Below are 15,689 nucleotides of genomic sequence, written 5' to 3' on the forward strand. Positions count from 1 at the left end.
TCGGACGGTCGTGGATGTGGCGGACCCGGCGGGCCCGGCGTACGAGTGCGGTTGCCCGAGCCGGAAGTTCCCGTGCAAGCACGCGCTGGGGCTGCTGCTGCTCTGGGCGGGCGCGGACGGCACCGTGCCGGACGGAGCGCCACCGGCCTGGGCCGGGGAGTGGCTGGCCGCCCGCCGGAGAAGGGCGGACGACAAGCGGAGTCCGGCCCCGGACGCCACCGCCCCCGCCGATCCCGGGGCCGCCCGCAGAAGAGCCGAGAAGCGCGCCGAGCGGATCACGGCGGGGGCGACGGAGCTGGAGCAGCGCCTGTGTGACCTGCTGCGCGGCGGCACGGCCGCGGCCGAGCAGGCGGGGTATGGCATGTGGGAGGAGACCGCGGCCCGCATGGTCGACGCCCAGGCGCCGGGGCTCGCCGCACGCGTGCGGGAGTTGGGGGCCATACCCGCCTCGGGCCCCGGCTGGCCCGTCCGCCTCCTGGAGGAGTGCGCGCTGCTCCATCTCCTCGTCCAGGGCTGGCTGCACCGCGACGGGCTCCCGGCCCCTCTCGCGGGCACGGTCCGCTCGCGCGTCGGGCTGCCCGCGCAGCCGGAGGGCCCCGCGCTGCGGGACCTCTGGCTGGTCCTCGCGCAGTACGACACCTCGGACGGCAAGCTGACCACGCGCCGCATCTGGCTGCACGGCATGGACTCCGACCGCACGGCGCTCCTGCTCACCTACGGGGCGGGCGGCCGGGCCCCCGCGCTCGCGCTTCCGGTGGGCCTGCTGCTCGACGCCGAGCTGACCGGGTATCCGGGCGCGCGGCAGCTCAGAGCCGAGCTCGGCGAGCAGTTCACGGCCCCGGCACCCACCGCACGGCGCCCGCCGGGCGTGCGCACGGACGAGGCCGCGGCCCGGTACGGGGAGGCGCTGCGCGACGACCCCTGGCTGGAGACCTGGCCGGTGACGCTCTCCGCGGTGATACCGACGCGGGACCGCGACACCTGGCAGCTCGCCGACGCGGACGGCGGCTCGGCGCTGCCCGTGGCGCCCCGGGTGACGGGCGCGGGCCTCTGGCGCCTGGTCGCGCTGTCGGGCGGCGCACCGCTGACGGTGTTCGGCGAATGCGGCCACCAGGGCTTCACCCCGCTGGCGGCCTGGCAGCCGGACACAGGAGAGACGGTGCCGCTGTGCTGACAGACGTACCGCAGGAGGGACACGTGACCGAGGAGGACCAAATGCCCACCACACCTCCGACACCCGCCACGCCGCCCAGACCCGCCACGCCCACCTCACTCGCCGAGCAACCGACGGCCGACGCCCTCCGCGCCCCCTGGGACGAGCTCGTCACGACGGCTCTGCTCGGCACCGACCGCCGCGCGCTGCCCGATGCCCTGCGCGCCCCCGGGAAGGAGGCGCCGGCCGCCCTGCTCGACGCGGCGGCGGCGCAGACCGTACGCCGCAGGGCGGGGCTGCGCCCCGCGGAGGCCGCCGCACCGCCCCGMGSCSKMCGCSKCCGCCCCCAGACCACCGGTGCCGCCCGCGGCACGGCGCAGGCTCGCGACGCTGCTCACCGATCAGCCGGGCACGGCGGGCGGCGGGCGGCGGGGAGCCGCGCCGGACCTGATGGAGCTGCTGCCCCAGTGGCTCGCCCTGGCCAACGCGCGGGGCTACGGAGCACCGCCGGAGCTGCTGCCCGCCCTGCTGAATGCGGCGCGTGGCCGCACGGACCTGCGCCCGCAGGCGCTCGCCTTCGCGGGCCCCAGAGCCCTGTGGCTGGCCCGCCTCAACCCCGACTGGAAGTTCGCCCTCCGCTCCACCCCGGGTGGCGGCCTGGCCCTGCCGCCACCGGAGGAGACGGCGAAGATCGGGCAGCTCTGGGAGGAGGGCCTCTTCGCCGAGCGGGTCGCGCTCCTGACCGCCCTGCGCACCCACGACGCGCCCGCCGCCCGCGAGCTGCTCGCGACGACCTGGCCGACCGAGCGCGCGGAGGACCGGCTGATGTTCCTCGACTCCCTGCGGACCGGTCTGTCCGCCGCGGACGAGCCGTTCCTCGAACAGGCACTCGCCGACCGCAGCCGCAATGTCCGTGCCACGGCGGCGGAGCTGCTCTCCGCGCTCCCCACCTCGGCCCTGGCCGGACGGATGGCGTCCCGCGCCGCTTCCTGCGTGGCGGTGGACCATGTGGCGAGCGTCCCGACCCTCATGGTAGAGGCGCCCCACGGGTGCGACGGCGGCATGGAGCGGGACGGGGTCGTGCCCAAGCCGCCCACCGGCCGCGGACAGCGGTCCTGGTGGCTCGGCCAGCTCGTGGAGGCGGCCCCCCTCGCCGCCTGGCCCGCCCGGCTCGGCAATCGCACGCCCGCCGAGATAGTGGCGCTCCCGGTGGCCGACGACTGGCGTGGCGAGCTGCACGCCGCCTGGTGCCGTGCCGCCGTACGCCAGCGGGACCCGGTCTGGTCGAGAGCGCTGCTCGGCACGCCCGGGTCACCCGACGCGGCGGGTCCGGGCGCGGTGTCGCTCGCCGAGCGCTCCAAGCTCCTCGCCACGCTCCCGGCGGCCGAGCGGTCGGCGTGGGTGGCCGGGTTCATCTCGGCGCACGGGCTGCCGGAGGCCTTCCAGCTTCTCGGCGTCTGTGCGGTCCCCTGGGCGGAGCCGCTGGGCCGCGCGGTCGTGGACGCGCTGAACATCGCGCGTGACGCGGGCAGTTACCCCTGGAGCTTCAGTGGCGTCATGGGCCTGGCCGAGCGCTGCCTCGACCCCGCGGAGGCCGTCCGCCTGGAGGCGCTCACCGCGATACCGGACGAGCCGGAGAACGCCTCGCCCGGCGCGGGCGGCTACTGGGCGGAGGCGTTCCAGCGCCTGGTCACGACGTTGCGGCTGCGCGCGGCGATACGGGACGAGCTGCCGCCGCCGGGGTAGGGCGCGGGGGTCGCGGGTCAGGCGCCGGCGGGCTGCCGCACGTTGGCGCGGACCCACTCGACGATCGACGTGGTCGTGGCGCCCGGTGTGAAGATCTCCGCGACGCCCTTCTCCTTCAGCGGCGCGATGTCCGCCTCGGGGATGATGCCGCCGCCGAACACCAGGATGTCCTCGGCCTCCCGCTCCTTCAGGAGCTCGAGCACCCGCGCGAACAGGGTGTTGTGCGCCCCGGACAGGATGGAGAGACCGATCGCGTCGGCGTCCTCCTGGATCGCGGTGTCCACCACCTGTTCGGGCGTCTGGTGCAGCCCGGTGTAGATGACCTCCATACCGGCGTCGCGCAGCGCCCGCGCGATCACCTTGGCCCCACGATCGTGTCCGTCGAGCCCCGGCTTGGCGACCACCACGCGGATAGGCCCGGCTGCCACACCCATCACTGCCTCCATGTACCGAATATCCGTACCGACATCCGTCTGTCCCAGCACAGATACCCCGAGCCACCCGGCCGGGGAAGTGAACGAACGTTATCGCCAGCATCTCGTACGCGGCAGTTTCGCGGTGGACAGGGAGGGGGAAATCACACATTGGGACACGTTCGCTGCGCGCCCGTCCGCTACTCAGGGGTCCACCGGCCACCCGCCGGCTCCCCCTCCGCATCCGGACCAGGCGCGAGGGGAGCCGCGACGGGATCACCGGGCCACCACCGGCAGGGCACGGCGGGTGGCGCGGTACATCGGCGCAACGGGGGCACGGGGCCACCGCACGGTGGAGGACAGCGCCGTCGTTCGCCGACTCCCTTTTCACGACTCCCCCTAGGGCACACGGGGTACAGAGCCGTCTTCCCGTGCGCCGGTCGGGAGGTCGACGATGCCGGTCACAGGGGTCCGCCCCTTTCGCTTTCTGGGTCTTCCGCTGCCCACGCCGCCCTTTCTGACGGCGTTGCCGGGGCTGCCCGCGCTCTCCGCCAGAGTGGCCGGCCTCTCCGTGGCCCTGCTGAAGTCCACCGCCCTGGAGCTCGCGATCCTCGCGGGCCACCTCCTGCTCTATCCCTCGGGCGTCACCCAGGAACGCAGGGCGGCTCCGGTGCTGCCGCCGCCCGACGCGCCGCGCCTCCCGGCGGACGAGAAGCCCCCGGTCCTTCTCCTGCACGGCTTCATCGACAACCGCTCCGTCTTCGTGCTGCTCCGCCGCGCCCTGACCCAGCACGGCGGCCGCCGCGTGGAGTCCCTCAACTACTCGCCGCTGACCTGCGACATCCCCACCGCCGCCGCACTGTTGGGCCGCCATGTCGAGGAACTCTGCGAGCGCACGGGCCGCCCCCGCGTCGACATCGTCGGGCACAGCCTCGGCGGGCTGATCGCGCGGTACTACGTCCAGCGCCTCGGCGGTGACGCGCGTATACGCACGCTGGTCACGCTCGGGACGCCCCACAGCGGCACCCGCGTCGTACCGCTGGCGGACGCACACCCCATCGTCCGGCAGATGCGGCCCGGTTCCGCGGTGATCGAGGAGCTGAAGGAGCCCGCGCCGGACTGCCGCACCCAGTTCGTGAGCTTCTGGAGCGACCTGGACCAGATCATGGTCCCGCTGGAGACGGCATGCGTGGACCACCCCGACCTGGTCGTGCAGAACGTCCGCGTGACCGGGATCGGCCATCTCGCGCTGCCCGTCCATCCGGCGGTGGCGAACGGCATACGCCAGGCGCTGGACCTGGCCGCCCCGGGAGCAGACGCCAAGGAAGCGCCCACCGGCCTCACGGTCGCCTGAACCGGAAGCCGACGATCCGGCACAGGACGCGCCCGAGCCGTCAAGACACCCGAAGCGGGAACCGACCACCAACTACCGGACATCAGAGGCAAAACGCTCGGCTCCAGGACCGCGAAGTCGGCGCAAAACATCGAACGCGTCTCGAACGCAAAGCCAAAGGTGTGCCCGCAGTCCGCCGAAAGGCGGCCGAATGCCCGTTTCCTGAGAGCATGAAACCTGCCGAAGATTGTCGCGCCCGTATACCGCCGGGTACAGTCGCCGCACTGCTCCGCCCCTGCTGCCGAGGCGAAAGAGAAGTTGGTGAACGACCGTCACCCGTCGGGGAGCTCGACTCCCCAGTCCTCGGCACCCGGCGCCGACTACGCGCACTACGCGACGTACGACACGCAAAGTGCCCAGCACGGTGGCTATGGCTACGACGCCTATTCCACCGGCGGTTACGACACCGGATCCCTCGACACCGGCACGTTTCCCACCGGCACTTTCGACTCCGGGACTTTCGACACCGGGACGCACGACACCGGGACGCACGACACCGGTACGTTCGCGGCGGACCCCCTCTTCGGTGACCTGCCCGGCGGTGGGTACGACACCGGCCAGTGGGCGACCACCACGGGCCCCCAGCAGACCGTCGGATACGACGCGTACGCCGCGCAGCACCACGCCGCCCCGTACGACACCGGCAGCTTCGAGACCACCTCCGCGTGGGCGACCGGCGGCCATCAGCACCTGGCCGCCGCGCAGCCTCTCGCCGACATCCCGTCGCAGCCGACGGCCCACGACGGCAGCACCGGCCAGTGGGACACCGGCACCTGGAACCAGGCGCCGCGGACGGATCAGCAGACCGGCCTGTGGGAGACGCAGACCTTCGACACGGGCGCGTACGACGCCACGGAGTGGAACTCCGCGGGCGACCCGCATCCGGCACACCCCGCGCACCCCGCGCATCACGAGTCCCCCGGGGACCCGGCGGGCGCGGCGGACCCGGCGGACCTCGCGGGCGACGAGTCGTACGAGCTGACCGAGCAGTACGAGATCTCCACCGACACCGCCTACGACGCCGACGCCCCGTACGACACCGCCGAGCAGGAGCCGGTCGCGGCGGCCCCGAGCCCCGGTCCGCGCGCCTCACGCGCGAAGAACGGCGGCTCCGGGCAGGGCCGTTCGCGGACCCGCCGCCGCACCCCGGCGAAGCGTTCCGCCTTGTTCACCGTCGCCGTGCCCTCCGCCTGTGTGATGGGCGTCGCCGGTGTGGCCGCCGCCTCGGTGGGCGACTTCGGCGGTGACGACAAGAAGGAGACGACGGCCTCGGCCCCGGACGCCACGTCCGTGAAGCCCTCGGCCGCCAACAACAAGCTGGACACCCAGCTCGCGAACCTCTCCGCCGACGCGGGCGACTTCGCGGACCGCGCGAGCCGCACACAGGAGCGCATCGACCTCAAGGCGGAGAAGGTGGCCGCCGAGAAGAAGGCGGCGGCGGAGGCGGCACGCAAGGAGCGGCTCCGCCCCAAGTTCGTCCTGCCGGTGAAGCAGCACGGACTCAGCGCGTACTACGGCCAGGCGGGCGTCAACTGGATGTCGGCGCACTCCGGCATCGACTTCCCGGTGTCCTACGGCACCGAGGTCCTGGCGGCGACCGACGGCACCGTCTCCACCAAGTGGAACAGCGCCTACGGCAACATGGCGATCGTCACCGCCAAGGACGGTACGGAGACGTGGTACTGCCACCTCTCCACGCACAAGATCTCCAGCGGTCCCGTGAAGGCGGGCGATGTCATCGCCTTCTCCGGGAACTCCGGCAACTCGACCGGCCCGCACCTGCACTTCGAGGTGCGCCCCGGCGGCGGCTCGGCGATCGACCCGCTGCCGTGGCTGCGCAGCCACGACCTCGACCCGACGTAACCCTTCCGAGCCCGCCGCCCCGGGCGTCGACGCCTTCCGACGTCACGCCCTGCTGGGCTTCACAGCTTCTCGACCGGCGCGTACCGCAGCAGGAGCCGCTTCGGCTTGGGCTCGCCGAAGTCCACCGTCGCCTCCGCGTTCGCCCCCGTGCCCTTCACTCCGACCACGGTCCCGAGGCCGAACTGGTCGTGCGTGACCCGGTCCCCGACGGCCAGCGCGACCACCGGCTTCTCCGAGGCGCGACGCGTGGCGAAGCCCTGCGCGCCCCCCGTGCGCGAGCGCGACGAGGAGAGGGACGAGGCGATGCCCGCGGCCGGTCCTGACGACGCCGGGGCGCCGACCGAACCCTTCCGCTTCCAGTCCAGATGCGCTTCCGGAATCTCTTCGAGGAAGCGCGACGGCGGGTTGTACGAAGGTGTGCCCCAGGCGCTGCGCATCGACGAACGCGTGAGGTAGAGCCGCTCACGCGCGCGTGTGATGCCCACGTACGCCAGGCGGCGCTCCTCCTCCAGCTCCTTGACCTGGCCGAGCGAGCGCATGTGCGGGAAGACGCCGTCCTCCATGCCGGTCAGGAAGACCACCGGGAACTCCAGGCCCTTGGCGGTGTGCAGCGTCATCAAGGTGATGACTCCGGAGCCGTCGTCCTCCTCATCCGGAATCTGGTCCGAGTCGGCGACGAGCGCGACGCGCTCAAGGAAGTCGGAGAGCGAACCGGCCGGAGCGGCCCCTTCCTCGCCCTCCGCCGGAGCGGCCCCTTCAGCACCCTCACCCGGAGCGGCCCCTTCAGCGCCCTCCGTCTGGGCCTCCGCCGCCGCACCCTCGGTGGCCTGCGCCTCTTCCCGCTGGGCGGTCTCCTGCTCGAACTCCAGCGCCACGGCGGCAAGCTCCTGGAGGTTCTCGATGCGGGTCTCGTCCTGCGGGTCCGTCGAGGCCTGCAACTCGGCGAGGTAGCCCGTACGTTCGAGCACGGCCTCCAGGATGACGGCCGGGCCAGCGCCCGACTCGACGACGGTCCGCAGCTCCTCCATGAGCGTGTTGAACCGCTTGACGGCGTTGGTGGAGCGGGCCGCCATTCCGTACGCCTCATCGACGCGCCGGAGTGCCTGCGGGAAGGAGATCTTCTCGCGCTGCGAGAGCGCGTCGATCATCGCCTCGGCGCGGTCGCCGATGCCCCTCTTGGGCACGTTGAGAATGCGCCGCAGCGGGACCGCGTCCTCGGGGTTGGCGAGAACGCGCAGGTAGGCCAGCACATCGCGGACCTCCTTGCGCTCGTAGAAGCGGACGCCGCCGACGACCTTGTAGGGCAGGCCGACGCGGATGAAGATCTCCTCGAAGACACGGGACTGCGCGTTCGTCCGGTAGAAGATCGCTACGTCGCCGGCCTTCGCGTCGCCCGCGTCGGTGAGGCGGTCGATCTCGTCGGCGACGAACTGCGCCTCGTCGTGCTCGGTGTCCGCCACATAACCGGTGATGCGCGCGCCCGCGCCCTGGTTGGTCCAGAGGTTCTTCGGGCGGCGGCTCTCGTTCCGCTCGATCACCGCGTTGGCCGCGGTCAGGATCGTCTGCGTGGAGCGGTAGTTCTGCTCAAGGAGGATCGTCGTCGCGTCCGTGTAGTCCTCCTCGAACTGGAGGATGTTGCGGATGGTGGCGCCGCGGAAGGCGTAGATCGACTGGTCCGCGTCACCCACCACGCACAGCTCGGCCGGGTCGTCGCCCTCGCCTCCGGAGGGTCCGACCAGCTCGCGCACGAGGGCGTACTGCGCGTGGTTCGTGTCCTGGTACTCGTCGACCATGACGTGGCGGAAACGGCGGCGGTAGTGCTCGGCGACGTCCGGGAAGGCGCGCAGCAGATTGACCGTCGTCATGATCAGGTCGTCGAAGTCCAGCGCGTTCGCCTCGCGCAGGCGTGACTGGTACATCGCGTAGGCCTGGGCGAGGGTCTTCTCGAAACCGTCTGCGGCCTTGCTCGCGAAGTCCTCCTCGTCGATCAGCTCGTTCTTCAGGTTCGAGATCTTGGCGCTGAAGGACTTCGGCGGGAACTTCTTGGGGTCGAGGTCGAGGTCACGGCAGACCAGGGCCATCAGGCGCTTGGAGTCCGCGGCGTCGTAGATCGAGAAGGAGGACGTGAAGCCCAGCTTCTTGTACTCACGGCGCAGGATGCGGACGCAGGCGCTGTGGAACGTCGACACCCACATCGCGTTGGCCCGGGGGCCCACGAGCTGCTCGACGCGCTCCTTCATCTCGCCCGCGGCCTTGTTCGTGAAGGTGATCGCGAGGATCTGGCCGGGGTGCACGCCGCGCGCGGCGAGGAGGTGCGCGATGCGGTGGGTCAGCACCCGGGTCTTGCCGGACCCGGCTCCGGCGACGATGAGCAGCGGGGAACCCGCGTGCACGACGGCCGCGCGCTGGTTCTCGTTCAGCCCTTCGAGCAGTGCCGCCGGGTCGATCACCGGGCGGGGGGCACCGTCCCGGTAGTGCGTGTCCCGGGTCATGGGCGCGTCGAACTTCCCGTCGAACAAGTCGTCCGGAACGGGCTCCGGAGCGCTGTCCTCGGGCGGGGGCGGGGGTTCTTCGTCCATCGCCCGGGAGGGCTGCAGGTCCGCCAGGAAGCTGTCGTCAAAGAGGCTGCTCATCGCCTCCCGAGTCTAGGCGGACCCACTGACAACCCGCTCCGGGTTCCGCCGACCCGCCGTTCGCTCACGGTGTGTTCAACGACGCGCACTGTCCGCCACCGGGCCGTCAGGTCACGCCCGGGTCTCGTAAAGTCACGAAAATGTATCGGGCATATCGAACATCATCCTTCACAGGCGCCGCACAAGTTGGCTAGCGTGCTGCGCGGGCCGCTCGTATTCCCACCGGCGAACCCCGCCGGGAACGCGTGGCCCCCGCCGAGTCCGACATGTTCGGAGCCGGGGACCCACCGATTACCTGGGGTGAATCGGTCCCGTACGCAGTACGGAACCGTAGGGCAACCTTCCGGACCACCCGCCCGAACCCGACAGCTAACCCGGTAGGCGGCCTACGGAAGGAGTCGCCTCCCTTGGCGTCGCACCGCAAGCCGCGGACCCGGTCAGCCGGAATCCGCACCGCACCCGCCGTCGGCATCACCACGGCCGCCCTCACCTCCGTGGCGCTCCTCTCGCAGAGCGCCCAGGCAGCGCCGTCGGCACCCGCGAAGCCCAGCCTCGAAGAGGTGCAGAAGAAGGTCGACGACCTCTATCACCAGGCGGGTGTGGCCACCCAGAAGTACAACTCGGCCAAGGAGAAGACCGAGAAGCAGCGCAAGAAGGTCGACCGTCTCCTGGACGATGTGGCCAAGCGCACGGACAAGCTGAACGACGCGCGCCAGGAGCTCGGCTCCTTCGCCGCCGCGCAGTACCGCACCGGAGGCGTCTCCGAGACCGCCACGATGCTGCTGGCCGACGACCCGCAGGGCTATTTCGACCAGAACCACTTGGCGGACCGGCTGACCACGCGGCAGAAGAAGGCGGTCGACGACTACGAGACCGAGCGGACGTCGGCGGCGAAGCAGCGCACAAAGGCGGCGCAGAGCCTTCAGGCGCTGACCGACTCGCGGGACGACCTGCGGACCAGCAAGCGGACCGTGCAGAAGAAGCTGGGCGAGGCGCGCGGGCTGCTCTCGGAGCTGACCGCCGAGGAGAAGGCGCGGCTCGCCGCGATCGAGCGCAAGAAGGAGCGCGAGGCCAAGCGCAGGGCCGAGGAGCTGGCCCGCAAGCAGGCCGCCGAGGCGGAGCGCGAGCGCAAGGCGGAGGAGGCGGCGCGGAAGGAGAAGGAGCGCGAGCGGGGCGGCGGCCAGGACGACGGTTCGGGCACCGGTTCTGGCTCTGGTTCTGGCGCCGGAACCGGCTCCGGCTCCGGCTCCGGGAGTACGGACGGGAGCTACGCCACCAAGGCCGCGAAGGTCATCGACTTCGCCGAGGCCCAGATCGGCAAGCCCTACGTATGGGGCGCCACCGGACCCGACTCCTACGACTGCTCCGGACTCACCCAGGACGCCTGGAAGGCCGCCGGGATCTCCCTCCCGCGCACCACATGGGACCAGGTCAAGGTCGGCACGACCGTGAAGACGGCGGACGCGAAACCGGGTGACCTGGTCTTCTTCTACGGCGACATCAGCCACGTGGGGATCTCCATCGGCGACGGCAAGATGATCCACGCCCCGAAGCCGGGCGCGAACGTCCGCGTCGAGTCGATCTACTACATGCCGATCCACAGCGTGGTGCGCCCGGCGTAGTGCCGCCCGGCGTGACGACGACACTGGTGTGGCTGTGTCACTGGGGTAACTGGTGTAACTGCGTCACTGGTGTGACTACGGAAAACGCCCTCCACGCGTGCGTGGAGGGCGTTTTTCGGAGCCCGTGTTCAGCGGGGGCAGCAGGTCCCGGCGGGGGCAGCAGGTCCCAGCGGGGGCATCAGGTCCACAGCACGGCGATGAAGATGTTCGCCGTGGTCAGCAGCCCCACCGCACCGAACACACCCTTGTCGATCTTTTCCTCGTCCCGCTTCACATAGACCAGCGCGAGGATCACGATCAGCACGGCCATCTTGATGCCGATCTTCAGGTTGTTGACCGCGTTGTCGTCGGCCTGGTTGAGGCCCACCAGGGCCACACCGGTGACGAGCATGGTCAGCGCGCCGTGCAGCATCGCGGGGCTGAAGCGGGCCGTGCCCTGGCCCATCTGCTTCATCTGGGTCAGGAAACCGCCCAGCAGGGAGGCGATGCCGATGATGTGCAGGGCGACGAAGAGATGGATGAGTACGTCCATGAGCCGGAGCCTAGCCCGCACCTCTCAGGCCCCCCGCAGGCGGCCCCTTAGCAGCAGGGAGCGAACCGGGCGGCCGCATTCGCCGCATCGGTCAGGCCCGTACGCGGAGGGCGCCCCGCCCCGTGACCCGCTCGGACAGACCTGGTCGCCGTTCCGCCCACTTCCGACACTTGCGCACAATCCACAGCCAACCCGTGACGGCCGCGTTTAGCGTCCTCCACCAGGTGACCGGCTCCCCAATGCCGTCCGGCGCACGGGCGGCAGTCGGACACCTCCGCCGAGAAAGGTCCGGCGGCGGTCCGCTCCCCCTGTGCGGGCCGCCGCCAGACACGTGAGGAGCACTCTTCGTGGCAGCGCACCGCAAGCCCCGGCGCCGCTCGTTCAGCGGCAGCACGGTCCGCACCGCCGCCACCCTCGCCCTCGCGGGCGCCGCGTCCGCGACCGCCTTCGACGGCACCGGGCACGCGGAACCGCGGCTCAGCCCCGCCGAGGTGAAGTCCGAGGTCGACGCGCTCTACCACGACGCCGAGATCGCCACCGAGAAGTACAACGGCGCCAAGGAGAAGGCCGAGAAGGCCGAGACGTCACTCGGCGAGCTGCGGGAGGAGGCGGCCCGCAGGACGCAGAAACTCAACGCCGCCCGCCAGAGCCTCGGCTCCTACGCGACCGCCCAGTACCGCACCGGCGGCGTCGATCCCTCCCTGCGGCTCGCGCTCTCCTCGGACCCGGAGCACTTCCTTGAGCGGGCCGCCATCGCCGATCGCGCGGGAAGCCACCAGGCCGCCGCGGTCAGCTCCGTGCAGAAGCAGCTGCGCGGCATCGACCAGCTGCACGACGAGGCCGACGACCGCCTGACGGCCCTCCGCGCCCGCCAGGCGGAACTGCGCAAGCACAAGGCCACGGTCACCGGAAAGCTCGGCGAGGCCAAGCGGCTCCTCTCCCGGCTCACCGGAGCGCAGCGGACGGAGGCCACGGGCGGCGACGGCGGCCGGGCCTCCCGCGCGGACACCCGGGACGCCACCGGCGCGGCGTCCAAGGCACCCAACACCCGCGCGGCCTCGGCCGTCGCCTACGCGTACAAGGCGCTCGGCAGCCCCTACGTCTGGGGCGCGACCGGCCCCGACGCCTTCGACTGCTCGGGGCTCACCCAGGCCGCGTACCGCGCGGCGGGGGTCTCCCTGCCACGCACCACCTACGCGCAGATCGCTGCGGGCGACCGCGTGCCCCGATCGGCGCTGCGCCCCGGTGACCTGGTGTTCTTCTACTCCGGCATCAGCCACGCGGGCATCTACGTCGGCAACGGCCAGATGATCCACGCCCCCAACCCCAGCGCCCCGGTCCGGCTCGCACCGATCGACCAGATGCCGTTCGCGGGGGCCACGCGGGTGTCGTGAACCGGCCCGGGGGCGTCAGCGTCCCTCAGTCCATCTGCGCCCTCAGCCCATTCGTGCCCTCAGACCAGCCGCCGCGCCGTGGCCCACCGCGTCAGCTCGTGCCGGTTGGAGAGCTGCAGCTTCCTCAGCACGGCCGACACGTGCGACTCCACCGTCTTCACGGAGATGAAGAGCTGCTTGGCGATCTCCTTGTACGCGTACCCGCGCGCGATGAGCCGCAGCACCTCCCGCTCGCGCTGGGTGAGGCGGTCCAGGTCCTCGTCGACCGGCGGCGCGTCGGTGGAGGCGAAGGCGTCCAGGACGAAACCGGCCAGGCGCGGCGAGAACACCGCGTCGCCGTCCTGCACCCGGAAGATCGAATCCACCAGGTCGGTGCCGGTGATGGTCTTCGTGACATAGCCCCGGGCACCGCCGCGGATGACACCGATGACGTCCTCTGCCGCATCGGAGACCGAGAGCGCGAGGAAGCGCACCGGATTATCCGAGTCCGCCATCAACGGCGCGCAGCGTCGCAGCACTTCCACGCCTCCGCCACCGGGAAGATGCACGTCGAGAAGGACGACCTCGGGCCGGGTCGCCGTGATGGTCGTGACCGCCTGGTCGACATCGGCGGCCTCGCCGACGACCTCGACGCCGGTGATGTCGGTCCGGCCGATCTCCGCCTGCACCCCGGTGCGGAACATCCGGTGGTCATCGACGAGGACGACCCGCACACGACGCCCGCCCGCACCGCCGCCCTCATCCGAACCGGTCGGCTCCACGGGCTCGTTCGCCTCGGTCGCGTCGCTCATGTCGTCGCCGTCCTCTCCATTTCCAGCTCGACTTCCGTGCCGCCGCCGGGCACCACGCGCAGTCGCGCCGTACCGCCGTTGCGCTGCATGCGGCCGATGATCGATTCTCGTACGCCCATACGGTCGTCGGGCACGGAATCCAGATCGAAGCCGGGACCGCGGTCCCGGACGGACACGAACACCGTCTCTCCCTCGACTTCGGCGAAGACCTGCACCGCACCGCCCTCGCCACCGTACTTGGCGGCGTTCACCATCGCTTCCCTCGCGGCCTGCATCTGCGCGGTCAGCCGCTCGTCGAGCGGGCAGTCACCGACCACGACGACCTCGATCGGGACGCCGTGCTTGTCCTCCACCTCCGCCGCGCTGCGGCGGACCGCCTCGGCGAGGGTGTCGGGCTCCTCGTCCTCGTCCTTGCCGGTGCCCTCGGGGTTGTAGAGCCAGGCCCGCAGGTCGCGCTCCTGGGCCCGGGCCAGGCGGCGCACTTCGCTCGCGCTCTCCGCGTTGCGCTGGATCAGGGTCAGGGTGTGCAGCACGGAGTCGTGCACATGGGCGGCGACCTCGGCCCTCTCCTGCGCGCGGATACGCATCAGCCGCTCCTCGGAGAGGTCCTGCGTCATGCGGATGAGATAGGGGCCCGCGAGGAGAGCGATGCCGACGAGTACCGCGAGCGCGGCCTGCAGCACGGCACCCAGGTGGGCGGCGGAGCCCTGGAGCACGAAGATGCCGGAGACACCGGCGCCGACCAGGAGCACTCCGGCCGCCGAACGGGCGAGCGTCAGGGTGCGCCGACGGCGGCCGACGGCCATCCAGCGGGCCCGGCGCGCATTGTCGGCCTGACGCCAGACGAGGGCGACACCCGCGGCGACGAGCAGCGCCGGGACGACATAGGCCTGGGTCGAACCGTCCAGGTTCACATTGCCGACGAAGACCATGGCGACGACGACCATCGCCAGGAGCGCGACGATCTGTCCCTTGTCCGGCTTGCGCGCCACGAGTCTTCGTCTGCCGTCCGGCGACGTCTCGGTCGTGACGGCCGCCGGCGGCCGCTCGGCGTCGACACCGCCGATGCCCAGCGGGACGAAGAACCAGAACGCCGCGTACAACAGCGCGCCGAGTCCGTCCGCCGTCGCCAGGCCAACGAAGATGAGCCGCAGCCAGATGACGGGCAGCCCGAGATGTCCGGCGAGGCCGCGTGCGACCCCGCCGAGCCAGCGCCCGTCGCCGCTGCGATAGAGCTTGCGCAGCGGTCGGGCATCCTCGATGGGCGGTGCGGCGGCTTCCGGCATGTCATCGATATTCACACGCGGGCGCGGGTGAGGGCATCAGGGTCGATCCCCGAGACTTCCCTGATCTCGGGCCCCGAGCGGCCCCTGTCAGGGACCTCGCCCCCACCGATGTCAGGGATCGCGCCCGGAACGTCTCAGGGGCGATATCAGGGTTCGGCCAGGGTTGTCCCGACTGCCGCGGCGGGCCCACGACCGTCACCATGGACACATGACAGATCAGCAGCCCGCCGAGACGGAGACCGAGGCCGCCATCCACGACGCCCTGCGCGATGCGTATGGCGAGGATGGCGCCCCCACGGGCGCTCATGCGGCGGGGCTGCCCGCGGAGGAGCGGAAGTTCCGCCGCGACCGCAGGCACAAGAGGCTGGGCGGTGTGTGCGCCGGGCTCGGCAGGCACTGCGACATGGACCCGGTGATCTTCCGGATCGGCCTCGCGGTCCTCGCGATCACAAGCGGACTCGGTCTGGTCGTCTACGGCTTCGCCTGGCTCTTCGTCCCGTACGAGGACGAGGAGGAGAACGAAGCGCGCAGGCTCCTCTCCGGCCGGGTGGACGGCCAGGCACTGACCGCCGTGCTGTTCGCGCTCGTGGGCTGCGGAGTCTTCCTGACCCTGCTGAACAACGGCGGGGCGCTGACCTTCGCGGCCGTCCTCGCCCTCCTTCTCGCGGGCGCGGGGTACTGGTCGCAGCAGCGCGGGACCCTCGACCCCGACCCGGTCGCGGCGCAGGCCGCCGCGGACGCCCCGCCCGAGGCGAAGGCGCCACCGGTCACATACGGGCCCTCCTGGTGGCGCGACCCGATAGTGAAGGACGGCACGCACGACGGGATCCCGGGCTACTTCTGGGGTCCACAGGGTGTGGAGA

The 15,689-nt window shown here is 71.6% G+C and carries 11 protein-coding genes, 1 pseudogene and 1 riboswitch; of the genes and pseudogenes, 7 read left to right on the top strand and 5 right to left on the bottom strand.

Annotated elements, in window-relative coordinates:
- Positions 1 to 1,174 (top strand): SWIM zinc finger family protein (locus AB8Z36_RS09195; protein WP_369212722.1); only part of this gene is annotated, 1,174 nt, incomplete at its 5' end.
- A 41-nt stretch (positions 1,175 to 1,215) separates the two neighbouring features.
- A pseudogene (locus AB8Z36_RS09200) lies at positions 1,216 to 2,899 on the top strand (DUF5691 domain-containing protein).
- 17 nt (positions 2,900 to 2,916) lie between these two features.
- Here the strand turns inward: AB8Z36_RS09200 and AB8Z36_RS09205 are convergent.
- A complete protein-coding gene (locus AB8Z36_RS09205) occupies positions 2,917 to 3,333 on the bottom strand; it encodes a cobalamin B12-binding domain-containing protein (RefSeq protein WP_076684918.1) in 417 nt (138 codons plus the stop codon).
- A gap of 433 nt (positions 3,334 to 3,766) precedes the next feature.
- Here AB8Z36_RS09205 and AB8Z36_RS09210 point away from each other — a divergent pair, with 433 nt between their 5' ends.
- Positions 3,767 to 4,666, top strand: coding sequence for a lipase family alpha/beta hydrolase (locus tag AB8Z36_RS09210; RefSeq protein WP_369212723.1), 900 nt, complete (start codon positions 3,767 to 3,769; stop codon positions 4,664 to 4,666).
- Between the two features lie 300 nt (positions 4,667 to 4,966).
- Positions 4,967 to 6,568: a M23 family metallopeptidase gene (locus AB8Z36_RS09215; protein WP_369212724.1), complete on the top strand. Its 1,602-nt coding sequence runs from the start codon at positions 4,967 to 4,969 to the stop codon at positions 6,566 to 6,568.
- A gap of 59 nt (positions 6,569 to 6,627) precedes the next feature.
- On the opposite strand, the gene AB8Z36_RS09220 is transcribed toward AB8Z36_RS09215, so the two are convergent.
- Positions 6,628 to 9,201, bottom strand: coding sequence for an ATP-dependent DNA helicase (locus tag AB8Z36_RS09220; RefSeq protein ID WP_369212725.1), 2,574 nt, complete (start codon positions 9,199 to 9,201; stop codon positions 6,628 to 6,630).
- 243 nt (positions 9,202 to 9,444) lie between these two features.
- Positions 9,445 to 9,601: riboswitch (cyclic di-AMP (ydaO/yuaA leader) on the top strand.
- Positions 9,602 to 9,608: 7 nt separating this feature from the next.
- Between AB8Z36_RS09220 and AB8Z36_RS09225 the strand changes: the two genes are divergently transcribed.
- On the top strand, positions 9,609 to 10,823 hold the full coding sequence (locus AB8Z36_RS09225) for a C40 family peptidase (RefSeq protein WP_369212726.1): 1,215 nt from the start codon (positions 9,609 to 9,611) through the stop codon (positions 10,821 to 10,823).
- Between the two features lie 178 nt (positions 10,824 to 11,001).
- Here the strand turns inward: AB8Z36_RS09225 and AB8Z36_RS09230 are convergent, their stop codons facing one another.
- Positions 11,002 to 11,355: a hypothetical protein gene (locus AB8Z36_RS09230; RefSeq protein ID WP_369212727.1), complete on the bottom strand. Its 354-nt coding sequence runs from the start codon at positions 11,353 to 11,355 to the stop codon at positions 11,002 to 11,004.
- A gap of 347 nt (positions 11,356 to 11,702) precedes the next feature.
- Between AB8Z36_RS09230 and AB8Z36_RS09235 the strand changes: the two genes are divergently transcribed.
- Positions 11,703 to 12,749, top strand: a complete 1,047-nt coding sequence (locus AB8Z36_RS09235; RefSeq protein WP_369212728.1) for a C40 family peptidase — start codon at positions 11,703 to 11,705, stop codon at positions 12,747 to 12,749.
- Positions 12,750 to 12,808: 59 nt separating this feature from the next.
- Here AB8Z36_RS09235 and AB8Z36_RS09240 read toward each other — a convergent pair whose 3' ends face one another.
- Entirely contained in the window at positions 12,809 to 13,540 is a 732-nt protein-coding gene (locus AB8Z36_RS09240; RefSeq protein ID WP_369212729.1) for a LuxR C-terminal-related transcriptional regulator, read from the bottom strand.
- Entirely contained in the window at positions 13,537 to 14,826 is a 1,290-nt protein-coding gene (locus AB8Z36_RS09245) for a PspC domain-containing protein (protein WP_369212730.1), read from the bottom strand. The genes AB8Z36_RS09240 and AB8Z36_RS09245 overlap by 4 nt, the downstream gene beginning before the upstream one ends.
- A 208-nt stretch (positions 14,827 to 15,034) precedes the next feature.
- Between AB8Z36_RS09245 and AB8Z36_RS09250 the strand changes: the two genes are divergently transcribed.
- A partial coding sequence (locus tag AB8Z36_RS09250) for a PspC domain-containing protein (protein ID WP_369212731.1) occupies positions 15,035 to 15,689 on the top strand: 655 nt, incomplete at its 3' end.

Origin of the sequence: Streptomyces flavofungini, from assembly GCF_041028215.1 — a bacterium.
Taxonomy (GTDB): Bacteria; Actinomycetota; Actinomycetes; order Streptomycetales; family Streptomycetaceae; genus Streptomyces; species Streptomyces flavofungini_B.